Source organism: Treponema sp. OMZ 790 (genome assembly GCF_024181285.1).
Classification (GTDB): domain Bacteria; phylum Spirochaetota; class Spirochaetia; order Treponematales; family Treponemataceae; genus Treponema_B.
In genome coordinates, this window is record NZ_CP051201.1 from 2837851 (window position 1) to 2856985 (window position 19135).

The 19135-nt window shown below is 37.1% G+C and carries 13 protein-coding genes; 3 read left to right on the forward strand and 10 right to left on the reverse strand.

The genetic code is table 11. The features are described from left to right. Positions 1–15: 15 nt before the first annotated feature. The 6 genes from E4O01_RS13430 to E4O01_RS13455 form a co-directional block, all read right to left on the reverse strand. Positions 16–1272, reverse strand: coding sequence for a YeeE/YedE family protein (locus E4O01_RS13430; RefSeq protein ID WP_253692748.1), 1257 nt, complete (start codon positions 1270–1272; stop codon positions 16–18). A 16-nt stretch (positions 1273–1288) separates the two neighbouring features. Further along, on the reverse strand, positions 1289–2641 hold the full coding sequence (locus E4O01_RS13435; protein ID WP_253692750.1) for an APC family permease: 1353 nt from the start codon (positions 2639–2641) through the stop codon (positions 1289–1291). A gap of 9 nt (positions 2642–2650) precedes the next feature. Further along, the gene (locus E4O01_RS13440; RefSeq protein ID WP_253692752.1) at positions 2651–4348 is read right to left on the reverse strand and encodes an FAD-dependent oxidoreductase; all 1698 of its coding nucleotides are present in this window, start codon (positions 4346–4348) and stop codon (positions 2651–2653) included. A gap of 22 nt (positions 4349–4370) precedes the next feature. Next, positions 4371–6449, reverse strand: coding sequence for an adenylate/guanylate cyclase domain-containing protein (locus E4O01_RS13445; RefSeq protein ID WP_253692753.1), 2079 nt, complete (start codon positions 6447–6449; stop codon positions 4371–4373). Then, a complete protein-coding gene (locus E4O01_RS13450; RefSeq protein ID WP_253692755.1) occupies positions 6446–8317 on the reverse strand; it encodes an adenylate/guanylate cyclase domain-containing protein in 1872 nt (623 codons plus the stop codon). The genes E4O01_RS13445 and E4O01_RS13450 overlap by 4 nt, the downstream gene beginning before the upstream one ends. 172 nt (positions 8318–8489) lie before the next feature. Then, positions 8490–9098: a hypothetical protein gene (locus E4O01_RS13455; RefSeq protein ID WP_253692757.1), complete on the reverse strand. Its 609-nt coding sequence runs from the start codon at positions 9096–9098 to the stop codon at positions 8490–8492. A gap of 200 nt (positions 9099–9298) precedes the next feature. Between E4O01_RS13455 and E4O01_RS14730 the strand changes: the two genes are divergently transcribed. Beyond that, a complete protein-coding gene (locus tag E4O01_RS14730) occupies positions 9299–11035 on the forward strand; it encodes a KHG/KDPG aldolase/sugar kinase fusion protein (RefSeq protein ID WP_305879941.1) in 1737 nt (578 codons plus the stop codon). Positions 11036–11125: 90 nt separating this feature from the next. On the opposite strand, the gene E4O01_RS13470 is transcribed toward E4O01_RS14730, so the two are convergent. Both E4O01_RS13470 and E4O01_RS13475 read right to left on the reverse strand, forming a co-directional pair. Then, positions 11126–11536: a PIN domain-containing protein gene (locus tag E4O01_RS13470; protein WP_253692758.1), complete on the reverse strand. Its 411-nt coding sequence runs from the start codon at positions 11534–11536 to the stop codon at positions 11126–11128. After that, positions 11533–11802 carry a type II toxin-antitoxin system RelB/DinJ family antitoxin gene (locus E4O01_RS13475; protein WP_253692760.1) on the reverse strand — a complete coding sequence of 90 codons (270 nt, stop codon included), beginning with the start codon at positions 11800–11802 and terminating at the stop codon, positions 11533–11535. Before E4O01_RS13475 ends, E4O01_RS13470 begins: the two co-directional genes overlap by 4 nt. A gap of 183 nt (positions 11803–11985) precedes the next feature. On the opposite strand from E4O01_RS13475, the gene E4O01_RS13480 reads away from it, so the two are divergent. Further along, complete coding sequence (locus tag E4O01_RS13480) at positions 11986–12864, forward strand: Rpn family recombination-promoting nuclease/putative transposase (protein ID WP_253692762.1); 879 nt, start codon at positions 11986–11988, stop codon at positions 12862–12864. 94 nt (positions 12865–12958) lie between these two features. Then, positions 12959–17923, forward strand: coding sequence for a FlgD immunoglobulin-like domain containing protein (locus E4O01_RS13485; protein ID WP_253692763.1), 4965 nt, complete (start codon positions 12959–12961; stop codon positions 17921–17923). 94 nt (positions 17924–18017) lie between these two features. Here E4O01_RS13485 and E4O01_RS13490 read toward each other — a convergent pair whose 3' ends face one another. Together E4O01_RS13490 and E4O01_RS13495 are read right to left on the reverse strand one after the other, a co-directional pair. Beyond that, positions 18018–18455, reverse strand: coding sequence for a flavodoxin (locus E4O01_RS13490; protein WP_253692765.1), 438 nt, complete (start codon positions 18453–18455; stop codon positions 18018–18020). A 36-nt stretch (positions 18456–18491) separates the two neighbouring features. Then, entirely contained in the window at positions 18492–19076 is a 585-nt protein-coding gene (locus tag E4O01_RS13495) for a DUF3793 family protein (RefSeq protein WP_253692767.1), read from the reverse strand. Between the last annotated feature and the right edge of the window lie 59 nt (positions 19077–19135).

Genomic DNA, 19135 nt, shown 5'->3' on the forward strand with positions numbered 1-19135 from the left:
AAAGCGTTTTTTCCCTTATCTCTTTTTATTAAGCATTGTTAAAGTATAGTTTCCTAAAAAGCCGCCCACGACAAGACAAATTAAGAATATCCATCCTGAAAGTGAGAAGTTCGCAATTGGCGTATACAAAGCACCGACATTACATCCATTCGCTAACCTTGTTCCAAAACCCATTGCAAAACCTCCAATTGCAAAAATAAACACATCTTTTAACTTGATTTTTAATTCAGACTTAAAATTTTCTGTAAAACTTCCTGCAAGAAGAAGACATATCATAGTTCCTATAATAATTCCTATATTTTGTACATAAGACGGATTCTCAAAGAAAGGCATTGTGTAAGGCCCGGGCTTACCTCCGGTAAAGGCAACAATGGAATCAACACTCATTCCAAAAAATTTTAACACTCTTCCGAACCAAAACCCGAAAGGAGCTGAAGCACCCCAGCCTGTCTTTGTAACCCCCATTAAAAGTGTAAACAAAACAGAAAGTAAAACGGCGCCTATAGTTAAAGACCAAGGTTCGACAAAGACTTTTGTGTAAGTTACTTCACTAAAGAATTTATAATTATGAGTATCAAGTTCTTTTACGGCCTCCTGATCTTTTTCGGATCCGACTCCTGAATATTGATTATTCTTTTTTCTTTTGCTTTCATACATATATGAAATTACGACAACAATACCTGCAAACAAAGCTGTTAAAATAATTGCACCTAAATAACCGCCCTTGCCTTCCGAAGCAAACAAGTCAGGCAGAAAAACGCCTCGGCCTGTTCCGCTTTTAAACCAAGAATCTTTAACCCAAGACTGTCTAGCTTGAAAAGGAAAGCCCACAAAAACACCTATTCCGAAAAATAAAAGGGTAATAAAGGCTCTTGGCAAACCTGTAACCAAGTCTGTAAGAGTTCCTGTTGCACAGCAAGATGAATAACTCATACCGAAGCCGAAGAGGATACCGCCTAAGATTAAGCCTAAATTAATAGGGTTAATCCAAAGGTTATAAGTCTTAACATCTCCAAACATAAGAAAGGCTGAAGTGAGAATTGCAGAAATTACAAACATAAACATCAAAGATCTCATAAGTTTGGTAGAGCCTGTTCGATATGCTCTATTGATACTTCCTGCGAACCCGAAGTATGAACGGGTCAAAACATAGCCCAAAGCCATTCCCATTACCCACTTAAAAAACAACATATCCGTCTTTAATAAAACGGATCCCAAAACAATGCTTAAAACAAGCACTGCAAAACCGATAATGTTTTCGATTCTTTTCATATCAACTCCTGATAAATTATTCTTTATATTTTCGGCGAGTACCGAATTTATAAAATAGAAAACCTAATAGCGTCCAAGCTATCAAAAAAAACATCGACCCTTTTGTCAGTTGCGCCGGAGAGCCCGGAATTAAAAGAAGGCCTATAAATATCAAACCTATAAGGCTTGAAAAACTACTCATCATTTTTTCAAATAAGTTTTCACCTTTTCGAATTCCTATTATACCCACATAGGTATAAGCCAGAGCTGCCAATACAGAGGCCATATCCACAATCAAAATAATTACCTCTCTTCCTATCCAGGGTCCTATTAAACTTATACCCGCGACAAACAAAATTGCATTCGGATATAAATTCTTATCGTTTTTTTTGCCTAAAAAGGCCGGAGAAAGTTTTTCATTGGATAAGGCGCCAAGTAATTTACTGCTGCTTATCATAAAGCCGTTTATACCTCCGGTAACAGCCGCAAATATTGCAATGAGTAAAAAGAGAAACCCCGCAGAGCCGGTCTTACCGGTTACGGATGAGGCAACAGCCCACTCAACCTTTGCAGCTTCTTCAGGGCCATAACTCAAAGCTCCTATCATATTTAAAAGGCTATATAACAGAATTCCGAAAATTATGGAAATAATCGTAGGCAAATGTGTCTTAGATGGGGCAAAGTCCAAATCACACGACACTTGCGGTACTACATCAAAACCCACAAACAAAAACGGAATTATAGCTATTACCGAAGCGGTCTTTGCCAACGATATTTTATCATAGCCCAAGTAATTATCGGAAAAAACTTTTAAATCGCTTTTCCCCATAATTATAAAAAATAATACTATAACAATCAACACAAGAGCAGAGCTCATAATATTCTGTATCTTTGCACTTAAAGAAAGCCCTCTTAGATTGATTATAGTAAAAACAATAATCGGAGCCGAGGCTATAAGAATATCGGCAAGATAAACACTTGTCGGCCCGAAATCATAAATATAGCCCCATAACATCAATTCCCCGAAGATTTTACGCAATATAAGCACATAGGCTGTTGCATTTAAAGGAATCATACTCAAATAGCAAAGGCTCAATGACCACCCCACAACAAACCCATGCACCTTTCCCATATTTGCCAAGGTATAAGAAAATTCGCCGCCTTCGCCCACATGATTATGCAGCATAATCTGATAGGCTTTTTGTATAACAATGATAAAAAGCCCGCCTATCATTAGCCCGAGAACGGTATTTACGACCCCTGAATTAGGTAAAAAAAGAGTTCCCGGCAAAATAAAAGAACCCCACCCGATAATAGAACCTATTACAAGATTTAAAACATCGAATTTCGATAAGCCCTTTACCTTTGCCGGTATTGTTTTATTTTCCAAATACCTTTCCTATTTAAAATTATATTTAGTCACTATAGGCTTTCTATTTTGACTAACATCATTAAAATATTCATAAACACTTATACCTAAAAACGAGCCCATAATATTTATTATATTTTTATACCCCTTACCCTTTAAAGCACAAAGAGCATTATAGCTTCTTTGACTGGATCGGCAGTGTACATATACAGGTTTGTCTTTAGGAATCTCATTCATTCTCTCACGCAATTGGCTCAATGGAATATTTACGGCATTTACAATATGCCCTGCTTCAAATTCCTTAGGTTCGCGCACATCAACAATAAAAGCATTTGACTCGACAAGCTCTCTTACCATTGTAACGGGCACCTGTTTATATACACCGTTTAAAATATTTAAGCCTACAAGAGCCGCATGGTTTACAATATCTTTTGCAGTACCGAACATAGGTGAATAACAAAGCTCCAATTCTTTTAAATCTTCCAAGGTACCGCCCAGCATAATAAACGAAGCTATAACATCTATACGTTTATCTACATTTCCTTTACCGATAGCTTGTGCACCTAAAATTTTACCTGAAGGTTTAGCGAAAATCAGCTTAAAAAAGAGCGGATTTGCATCGGGCATAAGACCGACCTTGTCTCCCGGAATAACATAAGAACAATCATAGCTAATTCCCTGTACCTGACACTCTCTTTCATTAAGGCCTGTACATGCTGCATTATAATCAAAACATTGAATAACGGCAGAACCGATAACTCCGGTATTTCTATGCGGAATACCGTACATATCATCTGCAGCAGCCCTAGCCTGCCTTTGAGCAGGCCCGGCAAGCGTAAGCCTTGTCTTTTTATTTGTTATAAAATGGTTTACTTCAATAGCATCTCCTACAGCATAAATATCCTCTATGTTGGTACGGTAATTATGGTCAACCAAAATAGCCCCTGAATCTCCGAGCTTTACACCTGCACTCTGGGCCAAGGCAACTTCGGGACGCACTCCTAACGACATAACAACAACGCCGGCATCAAGCTTTTTACCGCTTTCCAGAACAATGAAGCTATCACCTATTTCTTTTATACCGTCACCCAAAACCAGGTTTACACCCTTATCATGTATTTCCTTATGAAGAATTTGGGCCATATCATAATCAAACGGAGCCATTACTTGAGGAAGCTTTTCTACAAGAGAAACGTTTTTACCTGCAAGCTTAAAATTTTCGGCCACCTCAATACCGATAAATCCTGCACCTATGACTGCTACATCTTTTACATTGTGAGAAGCAACATAATCATCAAGTTTTTTGATATCCGCAACATTCCTTACAGTAAAGACATGAGGTTTATCATATCCCGTTATAGAGCGGGGAACAACAGGTGCTGCTCCCGGTGAAAGAACCAATACATCATAAGATTCCTCAAATTCTTTTCCGGCATTTAAATCCTTTACCTTAACTGTTTTTTTTGACGGATCAATCGACAAAACTTCATGAAAAGTTTTTGCACTAATATTGTATTGCTTTTTAAACTTTTCAGGTGTCATCAAAACCAAATTTTCACTTTCAGGAACAATCCTGCTTAAGAAAAAAGGTAAGGCACAGTTTGAAAAAGATACATTGGGGCCTTTTTCAAACATGATGACCTCAGCATTTTCATCCAAGCGCCTAACTCTTGCTGCAACGGAAGCGCCTCCTGCAACGCCTCCTACAATTACAAATTTTTTTGCCATAAACTACTCCTTAAAATAAATTTTATCGTGTACTTATCTTTTCAAATATTTTTTTATAATACAGAGCAACATAATCATTTGGAAATATACCTAAAACCTTATCAAAATATTTAGCGGCAGATTCAATGCCCTCATTCGATAAAGCCTTTAAAGCATTTTCCATATAGGACTGTGTACTATGTTTTAAATCTCGAATAAAATCATCATCACAGTCATAAACTTCATATAAAAAAGTTTCCTTGTTCGATGAGTTTTTAACCCTTTGTATAGGCCGAATATAATGCCCTGAAGTATCATTAAGAGCCTCATAAATTTTATCCGAAATAATAATGCAAGAGCTATATTTTTTTGTAGATTCCTGCAGCACTTCTGCAACATGGTAGGAGTTCGAAATAATAATACTATCCATACGGCTTGAATTACCTATGGTACCTAAAAGAATATCTCCCATATCAATTCCTATACCTATTCTTAAAGGAGAGGAATTAAGAACTGCAATACTATTATTTCGAAGAGTTTTTTGTATAGCCACTCCGCAAGAAAGAGCCGAATCCGCTCCATCAGGAAATAAGGCAAAAAAGCCATCGCCCAAATATTTAGTTATTACGCCTTTATATTCCCTTACAATCGGAGCAACCAATGCAAAATACTCATTCAATAATTCAAATACTTGATTAGGAGTCAATTTTTCTGAAGTATGAGTAAATGAACGTATATCTATGGAAAGGATGGGCATTGTAAGTTCAACATTGTCTCCAAGTTTAACATCCGTTATGGATTTTTTATGTAAAAGTTCTACAATTTGATCCGGGACAAAACGTATAAGCGATTTGTTTATAAGCTGCATCTCTACACTTAGCTCTTCTATCTTTTTCATAGAATCGGCATAATCATTAAGTACCATTATGGACAGTATGGTTACAGAAACAACCGTTCCTATCTGTACAATGAATTCTCCGGGTATAAGGTCTAAAGCTACGAATAGATCATAAATTCCGCATAAAAATAAAACAGAAGTCGAAATAAATATCCAGATGGCAAATTCTTTATTTTTCCTAAGCCCTATTATTGCAACAATGATAATATAGCCTACACAAAATACTGCAAATATTTGATAATAAATTAATAAAAATGTTGAAATTTCCGGAGGAATTATTATAGTGGAAATTGTATATAAAATCGATACCGACAATATAATTATATAAGGAAGCTTAAACTTCAGTTTTAAAGCCTTGCTGATAAATACCGTAAATAAAATAATCGGCAGAGGGAATGTAATATATCTGATAATAAAATTAATCTGCCATGGAATGCCGGGAAATAAAATCATAAAAATATGAGGATAAAAGAAAACTCCTCTCACTGCCAAAACCATAGATGTTAAAGCAAACCAAATTACAAATGATGAATGTTCGTAAAAAAAAGACAGCATAAAGAAAAATAGAGCAACAGAAAAAGTTATGGCAAAAATTGTACCGTAAAAAATTAAATCACCTCTAAACATTGCTCCTATTTGAGATGCTTCGCCTAAAATAATCGGAGAAGAAATATAGCCTCTTTTATTGAAAAAATTGGAAACATTAATGATTATATTTGTTGTCCCGTCTTTTAACGGTTTAAAAGCTATTTGAGAAGATGTTGTTCCGGGAATTTCCGTTTCTTTATTTGTACCGGGCTGTCCCTGCCTTTCCCTATCTATTCCATTTATTACAATACTACAGCTTCCAAAAATATGAGGAACATGGATTGCATAAACAACGCTCGGGTCCAAACCTGACAACTCCAATCCGTAAGAGCCGTAACCGAAAGCGGAGCCTTTTTTTCTGTTTGTAAAATCGCCGGGAACTTTAGCATAAACTTCTTCGGTAGTATTTTTTAAACAATAAAACTGATTGGGCGTATAATAAAAATCGCCTTTTAAAGAAAAGAGAACCGGAGATGCCTGATTCTGATTTGGAACTTGTGCTCGGCCTTTTATTACTTCCAAGTCCACAATTTTTTGTTTATAGATAGGCGTAACCAAATTAGTTAAGTATAGAATAATAATTAAAAAACAAAAAGGAATTGAGCCTAAAAATAATCTTTTCTTTTCCGTTGTCATGTTTTTTTTACCTCATATATTCTGATAGGCTCGTCCTTTCCCCTAAATTTTACCAAACCATTATATGCAAATTCAATCGTATCGGAAAAGGGTTTGCCGGTATTATTTTTTACCGCTTCACTGATAAATATATTAATTCCTTTTTTTAATGCATAAAAGTGCAGACGAGAAGCGACATTAACAACATCGGATATAACGGTATTATCCATTCTTTGTTCTTCTCCGATAGTGCCTAACATTAACCGTCCATAGTGAATTCCTACGGAAAAAACTATTTTGGGCAAATTATTTACTTCTCTATCCATATTTTCAAATTGAACAATGGATTGAATTTCAAACATACATTTTATAACATCATCTGCAGAACCATAAAAAAGAACCATTAACCCTTCAGTCAGATATTTATCAATAAATCCGTTATGTTCTTGAATGACAGGATTTATCTTTGCCAAGGTTTGATTATATATTTTAAGTAAAGTCAAGCGTTCTTCTTCAGTTGTCAAACCGGTGTAAATACCTAAATGTATAAATGCTATATACATATCTTTTAGAATATTATCGCCTAATTTAATATCGACATGTTTTTTACTCAAAAAATTCATAAACTCATTGGGAACAAATTTTGCAAGAGCTTCATTTGTTGTTTCTATCTGTTTTGTCATTCCTGCAATCTTATTGGAACTATCTTTAAAATTATTTAAAATTACGATGGCCATAGGTATCAATAAAATTAAAATTCCTAAGTGAGCTACAAAAGAACCGTCTATAATCCTATTAGCGATTAAAATATCTCTCACACCTAAAGATAGAAAAATAGTTAAACCTATCAAGAAAAATAAAGCCGATTTATCTTTTTTAAATGCAGACTTAATAACAAGTGTTAAATTATAAAATGCCATAATCAAAAGATAAATTTGTGCTGCCGTCAATAAGCTTGAAGTATATTGCATTGGTGCAAAAATATTTATACCGATATACAAGATTGCCGGAATGTGTATTATAAATAAATATTTTTCTTTTATTTTTCCGAATAAATTATTGACATATAGACCAAAAAAAATAATTCCAAGAGAAAGTGTGATATAGCCTGTTCTAAAAAGAATATTTCCGCTTATCTGAGGTATTATCGTTGTAAGTAAAAATTCATCATAACAACATATCCTTAAACAAAAATTGGCTGCCAACAAACCGAAATAAAGAGATTGTCTTTCTTTAGGATAAAAAATAAATAATGCAAGAAAAAATGCGGCAATCAATAAAAGAATAGCGGATATTATTGTAAACGATGAAAAACTTTTATTTTTTGCATTCAAGATTGTAGAATAAAATCCGAATTCTATAGGTTTTAAAAATCCCGATTTATTATCTTTGAAATTTGAAATATGAAAGACGAGAGTAACCTCTTCTTTGCCGAGAGTCGGAAGAGGGATAAAAGAAGCATCCCAATTAAAAACTTCGTTTTCGCAGGAATGTCCGACAGTTCCGATTCTATAAATTTCTCTACCATCAAGGTATGCAACAAAGGCAGAAGAAACCGTAGACGTTTTTATTGCATATACGCCGGTTGAATCGATATTTTTTATTTTTACGGCATAGGTTCCATAGCCATAAAGCGGAAGTCCGTCCCCATATTTATCCCATGAAGTATTTATATTTTCAAATCGGCCGTACGACAAAAAATCATCGGAAGGATCTACAAATTTGTTCGGAACAAAAATCCAATCCCCTTCAAGTATCTTTATATCACCTGAACCTATATTTTCAGCATCAAAAACACCCTTTACTACAGGATTTAAAACAGGTTCACCGGGCTTTGTACATGATATTAAAAGAAAAGTACATATGAAAATTAAAACATTTTTTTTCACACACTTACTCCACAAGTAAGGAATACAATAAATATATCCAACATAATAGATATTTTATAGATAATACACTTATGTCGGATATTGTCAATAGGGTGTAAATTTACATTTTTAACAGATAATATTACATTACTGTAATATTATCTGTCATATTTAGTGGGTAAACAAAGCGGTTTTATTTTTTATTGGGAATACGATATCTTAAACCTACACCTGCACGGAAAGCATAACTTGCTACGGGTTTCACTTTTGTTTTTGTTGTGTTTGTTGATAAATCATATACAAAGTCCTTATAAAAGTTTACAGCCACACCCACAGGAGCAAAATCAAAAAAGAGGTTAAAGTCGGGAATATTGCCAAAATTCATTTCCCAGCGGAGAGGTAATAAAATTGAAAATCCTCCGGTTACATACTTATCGTTTGTGCCAGAAATCAAACCAAAAGTTGTTGGTAAAGATAAAATAGAAATATTAGCTCCTATTACCGGCCCTAATGAAAGAGGGCATTTTTGGTTTCCAAGTGACGGCAGTACAGGATCAAAAACGGTAAAAAGTGCACCAAGTTGAAAATCAAACCTATGCCATACAAGTGAACCTGTATATCCGACAAGTAAATCGAGTTCTACAAGGTCGTTGAACTCATGAGAATAAGATAGACCAATGGGCCAGCCTACATATCCGCCAATTTTATCGGCTCCGCCATTTCCATTACCGCTTCCCTGTGCTGCAAAACACAGTGTGCTTATAAGTACTGCAAATACACTCACGAAAATTAATTTTTTCATATGAATATTCTCCTTTATGATGTTAAATCATCATGAACCGATTTTACCATATACATTTCATTAAAGTCAAGTATTAGTCCATAGAAATAATCATTCTAATCTCGATTTTAAAAAAATTATATATTTCTTAATACTGACAAATTCAAAGATTTATGCTACAATAAAACATTGTAAAACTTATAGGTTTTAAGAGGGGTTTTATGAATAAAATCTTGAAGCAAATCGAAAAAATAGGGATTGTACCGGTCATCGTTTTAGAGAATGAAAAAGATGCTCTTCCGTTAGGAACGGCCCTCTCTAATGCCGGGCTTCTATGTGCAGAAATCACATTTAGAACGGAAGCAGCCGAAAAAGCCATAGAGATTTTTTCTAAGAAATTCCCGGATTTTCTTGTAGGAGCAGGCACGGTCTTATCTCCTGAACAAGCCGACAAAGCAATTGCTGCCGGTGCCAAGTTCATAGTAAGCCCCGGGCTAAACCCTAAGGTCGTAGAGCATTGCGTTAATTTAGGCTTTCCCGTTATTCCCGGAGTTTCCACAGCGGGAGAAATCGAACAAGCCATGAGCTTCGGCCTTAATACCGTAAAATTCTTCCCGGCTGAAGCCGCGGGCGGGTTAAAATTTATAAAAGCTCTTTCCGCACCCTATTCAAACATAAAATTCATGCCGACCGGCGGAATAAACGCCCAAAATATTGCGGAATATGCGGCCTTTTCAAAGGTAATAGCCTGCGGCGGAAGCTGGATGGTTTCAAAAGAGCTTATAAAATCAGGCAATTTTAAAAAGATAGAAGAAGAGGCTGGTCTTGCCTTAGAGATAATAAAAAATGCCCGAAATCCTAAAAAAAATTCCACAGAAAAAAAACCTGTAGTATCCGGCAAAAAGATTTTAACCGCCGGCACTGAAGAAAATAAAGTACCCAAGGTTATAACTATGGGCGAAATCATGCTACGCCTTTCTCCCACAGGCTTTAACCGTTTTGTTCAAGCCGATGCCCTCGATTTGGTCTTTGGAGGAGCAGAAGCGAATGTGGCTGTTTCTTTAGCCAACTTCGGAATGCAGTCTTCATACATAACAAAGGTTCCGGCCCATGAGATAGGCCAAGCTGCAATAAATTCCTTGCGCCGTTACGGAGTAGATGTTTCAGGCATAATCCGCGGGGGGTACCGAATCGGCATCTATTTTTTAGAAAAAGGAGCCTCTCAGCGTGCCTCTAAGGTAATATACGATAGGGCTCATTCCGCCATTGCCGAAGCCTCACCTAGCGACTTTAACTGGAAAGAAATTTTTAAGGGAGCATCATGGTTCCATTTTACGGGAATCACTCCTGCCTTGAGCAAAAATGCAGCCGAAATTTGCTTGGATGCCTGCAAAACGGCAAGATCAATGGGCATTACCGTTTCATGCGACCTTAACTACCGCAAAAAACTGTGGACTCCCGATGAAGCAAAAGAAACTATGAGCCGTATTTGCGAGTTTGTCGATATCTGTATTTCAAATGAAGAAGATGCAGAACAAGTTTTTGGAATAACTTCAAAAAACACGGTCGTAAGTTCAGGCAAACTGAATGAAAAAGGCTACAAAGAAGTTGCCGCAAAACTATGCAAAAAATTCGGCTTTCAAAAAGTGGGAATCACTCTGAGGGAATCAACCTCAGCCAGCGAAAACAACTGGTCGGCCATGCTTTATGTAAAAGGCAAGGCCTACTTCAGCAAAAAATACACAATGCAGGTTGTTGACCGATTGGGAGGAGGCGACAGTTTTGCCGCAGCCCTAATCTGTGCCGAATTAAAAGGCTTTAAACCGCAAAAACAAATTGATTTTGCTTCGGCGGCTTCCTGTCTAAAGCACTCCATAAACGGCGACTTTAATCAGGTTTCATTCGATGAAGTTTTAACCCTCGCTCAAGGTGATGCATCCGGAAGAGTGCAGAGGTAGGGGCCGCTATTTATGAAGGTATATCATAATTCTCTTATCAAAAAGCTCTTGAAACAGCAAAAACCTTTAATTTAATTGTTAAAGCAGGTATTATACCAACTCTTCCATAGCCCAATCCTCAATTAATAAACCTTCAATTCTTGAAAACTCTCCGACATTGTGTGTTACCAATGTTCCTCCATTTGCTAGAACTGTTGCGGCAATCATCATGTCATTCGGACCGATTATCACACCATTTGAAGATAAAATTTTTCTTAATTTTCCGTATTCTACCGATGATTTTTTATCAAAAACTGCTGTCGGATATAAATCCAAAAACGGTTTATAAACTGAAATTGTTTTTTCATAATCATTGGAATTTCTTGCTCCATATTCAAGCTCGGCAAGCACAACAGACGGAATGACTATATCTTTTTCATGTTCTTCCAGTTTTTCTCCAATCTTACGAAATTTTCCCGTTATGAAATAGATTACAATGTTTGAATCTAAAAAATACTTCACATTGCCTCCAGTCTTGTGTCAGCAGAGAAATCCGGTTCAGTGGGGATATTCATTTCAATATCTTTACCGCTTCCAAAATAGTGCCAGATATTCTTTTTATTTGAGTCATCTCTAAGATCGAAAGGAAGTCCATTAACTGCAACTGTTTTTTTCATAAAAATCCTGATAGCTGTCGGTAAATCCAGTCCGTAATGCTTATAGATATTAGTAACTTCATCTTTTAGAGCTTCATCAACTCTAACTTGAACAAGTGTCGTATTTGCCATTATTGCCTCTTTATTAAGTATTTGGTATTCATACATTTGTATTTATATTATATATCTAAGTAAGAAGTTTTTCAAGGTTACGGGTGTTAGATTAAATTTAGCCCTCCCTTTAATCTTTCGCCACCACTCAGTCTGGATTTTTCGCACAAAAAGTTGTATAATTAAAGTGTGAGGTAAACGGCTATGAGTACTTCAAACAGAAAATACAAAGATTCAGTATTCGTTGATTTGTTTAGTGAAGACGAAAAGGCAAAAGAAAATTTTTTATCGCTTTATAATGCCTTGCATGGTACAAATTTGCCGCTTTCTTGTCCTGTAGAAAATATAAGGCTGGATAATGTTATGTATATGAATATAATCAACGATGTTTCCTGCCTTGTAGACGGTAAGATCATAGTGCTTGCAGAGCATCAATCCACAATAAACGAGAATATGCCTCTACGCTTTTTAGAGTATATAGCAAGGCTCTATGAAAAACTTCAAGCACCCACAGACAGGTATTTAAAAAAATTATCAAAAATACCTACGCCTGAATTCTATGTATTTTATAACGGTGTTGAAGATTATCCTGAAACTACAGTTCTAAAGTTATCCGATGCGTTCATCACAAAGCCCGAACAAGTGCCGATGGAATTGACTGTGCAAGTCTTAAACATCAATACCGATAAGGCAAACAAAGTTCTAACGGTGTGTAAACCGCTTGAAGAATACAGCCTTTTTGTTGAAGAGGTAAGAAAGCAAACGCAGCTTGACCATGAAAACGGCTTTACCAATGCAGTAAATATATGTATAGAAAAAGGAATCTTAAAAGAATATTTAATGAGAAAATCAAGGGAGGTAATCAATATGTTAGTGGCAGAATACGATTATGATACGGATATAGCTGTACAAAGACAAGAAAGCCTAATGATTGGAATAAAACAAGGCATTGAACAAGGATTTGCAGACGGCTCTTATCAAACTAAACTCGAAACAGCAAAAAACTTAACAGAAATGGGCTTTGCAGTAGAAGCTATCGCAAAAGCTACAGGTTTAAGCAAAGAAGAAATAGAAAAACTGTAATTTAATTCATAATTATGAATTGGCTCCTTCCTCTCTCAAATTTCTCCACTTTGGGCTGGATTTTTCGCACGAAAAGATGTATAATTACAGTGTTATGAAAAAAATACGAAAAACTTTTTTTACAATTTTGCTTACTCTTTTTGCGATGACGGCGGGATTTGCCGAAACCTACACATGGACGGGAGCCCAAAACGAACATTGGGGAAGAGCCGGAAATTGGAAAACAACTCTTAACAATCCTGCACTGGATTATCCGAGGACTACAAGTGATACTGCTATTATACCTAGAGGATTATCAAGGTATCCTTACATATATAAGAGCACCGGAGAGGTTAATCCTGTAACTATAGGGGATTTGAAAGTTGAAACGGGTGCCAAACTCACAATTACCTGCCGCAATTCAGATGTCACATTAAATTGCTCTTCGGGAATTACGTGTGATGGAGAGATTTCTATTGAACTAACAAGAGGTTCTAGTCGGAAAGTAATACTTTCGAAGACCGAATTTAAAGGATCTTCCGAAATATTTATTGATAGTCCTTTAACTCCCGGTATTAATTCCGCATATTATACAAACCTTACAGCTTCAGAAAGAATTGATTTTAAAACAGGTTCCGCTGTAAGTGCAGGAGTTTATGCCAATAATGATACTATTAGTATAAATACTCCGTTTGCCAAGATAGCAGGTACATGCAGCTCCGATCAGGCTTTAAAATTTGAAAACTCTTCCGGTATAAAACTTAACATTTCAGGCACACTGACGGCAAAACGGGATGTTGCCATAACCGATAGTACAAATACAGTAATAACCTCTTCAGGCAATATCACTCTCGAAAAAGATTTAACTCTTAACAATGCAAGCTGGAATGCATCAAGCGGTACTATTACAACAAAAGGAAACTTTAATGTTCCGAATTTTAAACAAACCGGCGGAACTTTATCCTTAATAGGAGCCAACCAAAATCTTAACATAAATCAAGCCCACAACTTAACATTCAGCAGCACCGTAATGTTGGGAGGAGCATTAAAAATTTCAGGGACTTTTAACAATGGCGGAGCTTTTAACGCCGGCCACCATGAAGTCGCCTTTAAAGGGACAGCTGACACTCCGGCCGTTATAAAAGGAAATGAAACACAATTTTACAATTTAGCCATAGAAGCCGGCGGTCATTTAAAACCGGAACAAGATATTACAATTTCGCAAAATTTTACCAACAGCGGAACCTTTAATGCAAACGTCAGAACGGTTAAATTTAGCGGAAACTCCGCTAATATAATAGGTGAAACCAATTTTCACAATATAAAAGTATCGTTAGGAAATCTTACTGTGCAAAATAATATAATTTTGCACAGCCTTACCAACAACGGTACTTTCAAGGCAGACAATACCGGTGTAACTACGGAATTCCGCAACGCAAATTCCCGAATAATAGGCTCAGGCACTGCAAAATTCTTTAATCTGACTATTCCCGACCAAGGCGGACTGACAGTCGGACAGAATATAGAAATAAAGGGCATTCTTAATAACGGAGAAAACTTTACTTCTACCGGAAACACCGTAACTTTTACCGGAACACCTTCCAGAATAACCAACAGCGAATCTACAAATTTTGGTCATCTGGTTATAAAAAACGGCTGTACTCTGGATATTGGTTCTAAAACTATAAATATAAACGGAAACTTTACCAACAACGGTAATTTTAATGCAGGACAAGACAGTAAAGTAACCTTTACCGGCAGCAACTCTCAAATAAGCGGAAACGGAGCGATAAATTTTCACAACCTGACCATTGCGAGCGGTACATTGACGATTGGGAAAGCTATAACCGTAAACGGAGCTTTCACAAATAACGGCACCTTTAACGCCGGAACTCATACGGTCACCCTTGATCCTCCGGCAAACGGGACCGTAACAATTACGGGTACAGGCACCGCAGTCGACACAAAATTCCATAAACTGGAACTTACAAGCGGCGGTGGGAAGACTCTGAAGGTAAACGGAAAAATTTCCGTAAGCGGGGACTTAATCTTGCAAGGGTCCAGCACCGCTGACAATCAATTGCTCACAATTGAAGGTGAGGGCAGCGCGGCAACCCCTAATTCTGCTATTTGTATTAATAACGATAAATCCGGAGGTCAATGGCTTAAGGTCAAAACAAATATTCCAATTGGATCCGTAGATTCGTCAACATATAAATATACAACAACACTCAGTAGACCTGAGGGAACAGGACAAGAACTCGCTCAGGGCAAACCCGAAAACTGGGTCTTTAGTTCACCTGCCGCACTAACTTGGACAGGAAATAGCAGCAATGATTGGAATACATTCGCAAATTGGGCACCGACACCGGCAGCCGCTCCGACACCAACAACAAATGTTATAATACCGCAAGGGTGTACTAATTATCCTCAATTAACAACTGATGTTCAAGCTAAACAAGTTAAGGTTGAAGCAAATGCAAAATTATATTTAAATGAGTATATGATTACAGCCGGTATGGCGGGCTTACCGCCTATGCCGATAACAACGGGCTTAAATAATCATGGTACAGTTTATCTGCATGGAACAGATGCACAAAAAACCTGGCTTAATCAGCCCGGTGGAGGCGTTCGCCCTGACTTTAACCATATAGCCGGTTCCACTATAGTTTATCAAAATGTAACCGCTGCAAATGCAGAAATTGATAAAGGCCCTTATCAAAATTTAACCTTTGAATCAGGTGTACCCGATACAATAAAAGCAGCCTTTCTTAAAGTCAACGAAACATTAACTATTGAAAAATCAATAACCATCGATACATCAACATCAAACGGAGATCAAACTTACAGAGGAGAAATAAAAGCCGGTACAAATAATATTACTTTTCTTACTAGCACAAGTGCGACAATAACCACCAGCAGCCATATTAAAGCAGGAAACATTACTGTTACTGCCGCCACATGGAACTCTTCAGGTAATAATACTTCAATGGGAAGCATTACCGTAACCGGAAATTGGTCGTCTACAAGCGGCTTTGCTAAAGCCGCAAACGAAATTACCGTAAGTGGAGGCAATTGGAGCTTTAGAGGCGATATTACCGCAACAAGCGGTAAAATTGAGGTAAGAGGAGACTGGACATGGAATCCCGATATAAACACCAGAACTGTTACCGCCGGACAAAGCATAGAAGCAAATAAGTGGACATCTATAGGCGGAACTATAACTGCCGGAACAGATATTAAAGTTACAGGGGTTTGGAATTCAGGAAACTCTGACATTACAGGTAGAAATATAACTTCAGGCGGGTCTAAATGGACTTCTTGGGGCGGGATTACCGCAACCGGCAATATCGATATCGCAAACGAATTAGCCTTTACGGGGGGAATTATAACCGTGGAAGGTAATCTTACGGCAAAAAAACTGAATGCATCCTCTACCGCAGCAGATCGGGGCTTAATTATCTTTAACGGAAGCGGAACTCAAAAACTTTCAGGCAAAAACAACAACAATATAGAAGGCGGCAGTATACAAAATTTACAAATAAATTCGAGCTCGAGTTTACAGCTTGAATCGGATATAACGATTACCGTCGGTCTGAATAATCAAGGAGTATTAGATGCCGCAGCAAAAAGCAAAACGGTCACTTTAAACCATAAGGCGAATGAGGTCAAAATCTCAGGAACTTCTGATGCCCCTAATACAAAATTCCACAAGTTGGAATGTACCGGTGCAGGCGGAAAAACTCTTACTATTGAAAATAAAATCAGCGTTGCAAACTATTTAACCCTCTCCGGTGCAATCGGTAATCTATTAACGATAGATGGTTCTAATAATGCACAAATTCATCTTACCAATGACCATGGTTTAACTTCAGGTAATGCTAAAGGAAACTACTTAAAAATTTATACTGGTAATGTGAAAATTCAACCGCAAGGTAAATACTATGTCGTAAAAGACAGTAAAGATGATGCGGGCACAACGATTAGTAAAAACGGTTGGATTTTTTTAAAGCCGGCCCTTAACATGGTAAATTCCTTTGCAAAACCGAATGATGACAGTATCTACCTTTTGTTTAACAATAATAGTTTGTCTTCAGAAGAATTTCATGGCATGGGAGATTTAAACACTGATGCTTTAAAAATTACAGGGGGCGGAACTGCTTATACTTCAAATTTGCAAAATGTCCTAGATGTAACAGGGGTTTCAAGTGTACCTTCAGGACATTCCTTATGGAAAATTAAGCTTGACGGAACTCAAAAATTAAATCCGGATGATATTCTTAAACCTTCCTGCCAGGTAACTTTAAATTACTTCGGTACAAATAAAACAAAAAATCATATTTCCGATATAGGTATCGATATAGTAAAATCTTTGACGGCTTCCAACTCGATAGTTTTGCGTGATTTTAATGCCGATACTGAAGACCCGTCCTTACCGACTCTCGATGTTCGAGTTCTTACCGAAAAAATACCTGCTTCTTCAAATGTTAAGCTGCATTTTATCTCAAAAGATTCGGCACAACATCAATTTTGGCATCCTGATTCTATTACACCTAATCCGGCGATAACTTCTTTTGGCATACCTCAATCGGGCACAAATTCCTATTCTCCTTCATTGGACGGTAACCGTATGACCTTTATTATTCCGGCAACAGACCCTTACTTAAAAGAAAATAAGATAGGTCAGTTTATGTATGTCTATAATGGCTGGCTTCCTTGCGCACGCTTAAAAGACTCAAACGATATTCTTTCTTTTGATGTTTGGAACTTTAAGATTGTAGGAGTTAGGCAGCAAAGGGGAGGTGTCTCAATTTTTGACAATGTTATAAACCCGTACAAAAATCAGACGACAACGGTCGGTGCCCACTTAAAAAAGCCGGGAATGCTCACAATACAGGTTATGACCTTGGACGGAAATATAGTACGTACTTTGACCCGCTCTCATCACAATTCGGGAGACCACTTTTATGTGTGGGACGGCAGAAACAGCGGCGGTAATCCTGTTGCAAGCGGTATGTATTTTGTTAGAATCGCAGGCCCCGAAATTGATGAAGTACGCAAAGTTCTTGTAATCAAATAAAAAAGGCTCAAAAACGGCAGTTTAGGCTGCCGTTTTTGAGCCCTAAAAAACAAAAATAGTTTTTAAACTTTTTTAATTAAAAAACAATCAGGATTTATTTCGAAAATCTCTCACCGAATTCTTTGCACTTGTCCTTTCCTGCGGCAGTGGGTGCATCATAGATAATCAACCCTTCTTCAAACAAGTCGGCTCCTTTCTCCTTAGATCTGGCTTCCCAGTTTCTCATCCATTCACCGCCCGATCCGTCACCGGCCCACTCATATGAACCGAACAAGGCAATCTTTTTACCGGACAATTTTCCTTCAATTGAAGCAAAGAAAGGTTCAAATTCATCCGGTTCAAGCTCTTCAGCTCCCATTGCGGGGCATCCGAAAGCAATCTTGTCGTAATCGTCAATACTTTTTGATCCGAATTCCGAAACGGTAAAAAGAGAAGCATCTGCTCCGCCGGCTTTTAAGCCTTCAAGAACGGACTCTGCCATCGACTGAGTATTTCCCGTTCCGCTCCAATAAATAACAGCAATTTTTGCCATAAAAAACCTCCAATGGTTAAAAAAATTAATCAAAGGTTAAGCGCTTAACAAATCGTAAAGTCTTAATCCTTTTTCTATCTGCAAAGCAAAATGCTTTTTGCATTCATTATATTGGTCAAATATTTCGGCCGCTTTTTCGGCTTCCGAATAAACCTTCCAATAGCCCGAAAAAATACACCCCTCGCCATTTCGTCTGTAATATTCCAAAACATCATATACGGGATATCCCAAAAAAAGCCCTATTTCATGCGGAAAAGTGCAACATCTTTTACAATGCCTGTCAGCCTGCGAGCTGTGCATTCTGGATGCCAAAAGGTCAAGCATATCCTCCAAACTCATCCCGGGCTCATAGCCGAACATCAAAAGAGCCGATTTTACTTTTTCATTCCGAATCAAAGTTTCCAGACTATCTTTTTTGTACAAAAGAATCTGTACGCCTCTTTCACAAGCACACAAAACTTTAAGATAGAAGCCCTTTGATTCAAGCAAATCATTATCAAGCAAAAAAAATTGCTTAAAATCTTCTACCGATACGGACATCAAATTTGAGGGTTTAATCCCTGCCAAACAAGGGGCACAAGAATAAGCTAAATTGTATTCGATGTTAGCAATATTCAACATGCCCCTATTTAAGCATAGATTACAAATAAAGTCAACTATTACTTACTAAATTTAATCAA

Coding starts and splice junctions, on each gene's coding strand:
- E4O01_RS13430 (WP_253692748.1), bottom strand. CDS start 1,272: ATGAAAAGAATCGAAAACATTATCGGTTTTGCAGTGCTTGTTTTAAGC.
- E4O01_RS13440 (WP_253692752.1), bottom strand. CDS start 4,348: ATGGCAAAAAAATTTGTAATTGTAGGAGGCGTTGCAGGAGGCGCTTCC.
- E4O01_RS13445 (WP_253692753.1), bottom strand. CDS start 6,449: ATGACAACGGAAAAGAAAAGATTATTTTTAGGCTCAATTCCTTTTTGT.
- E4O01_RS13455 (WP_253692757.1), bottom strand. CDS start 9,098: ATGAAAAAATTAATTTTCGTGAGTGTATTTGCAGTACTTATAAGCACA.
- E4O01_RS14730 (WP_305879941.1), top strand. CDS start 9,299: ATGAATAAAATCTTGAAGCAAATCGAAAAAATAGGGATTGTACCGGTC.
- E4O01_RS13475 (WP_253692760.1), bottom strand. CDS start 11,802: ATGGCAAATACGACACTTGTTCAAGTTAGAGTTGATGAAGCTCTAAAA.
- E4O01_RS13480 (WP_253692762.1), top strand. CDS start 11,986: ATGAGTACTTCAAACAGAAAATACAAAGATTCAGTATTCGTTGATTTG.
- E4O01_RS13485 (WP_253692763.1), top strand. CDS start 12,959: ATGAAAAAAATACGAAAAACTTTTTTTACAATTTTGCTTACTCTTTTT.
- E4O01_RS13490 (WP_253692765.1), bottom strand. CDS start 18,455: ATGGCAAAAATTGCTGTTATTTATTGGAGCGGAACGGGAAATACTCAG.
- E4O01_RS13495 (WP_253692767.1), bottom strand. CDS start 19,076: ATGTTGAATATTGCTAACATCGAATACAATTTAGCTTATTCTTGTGCC.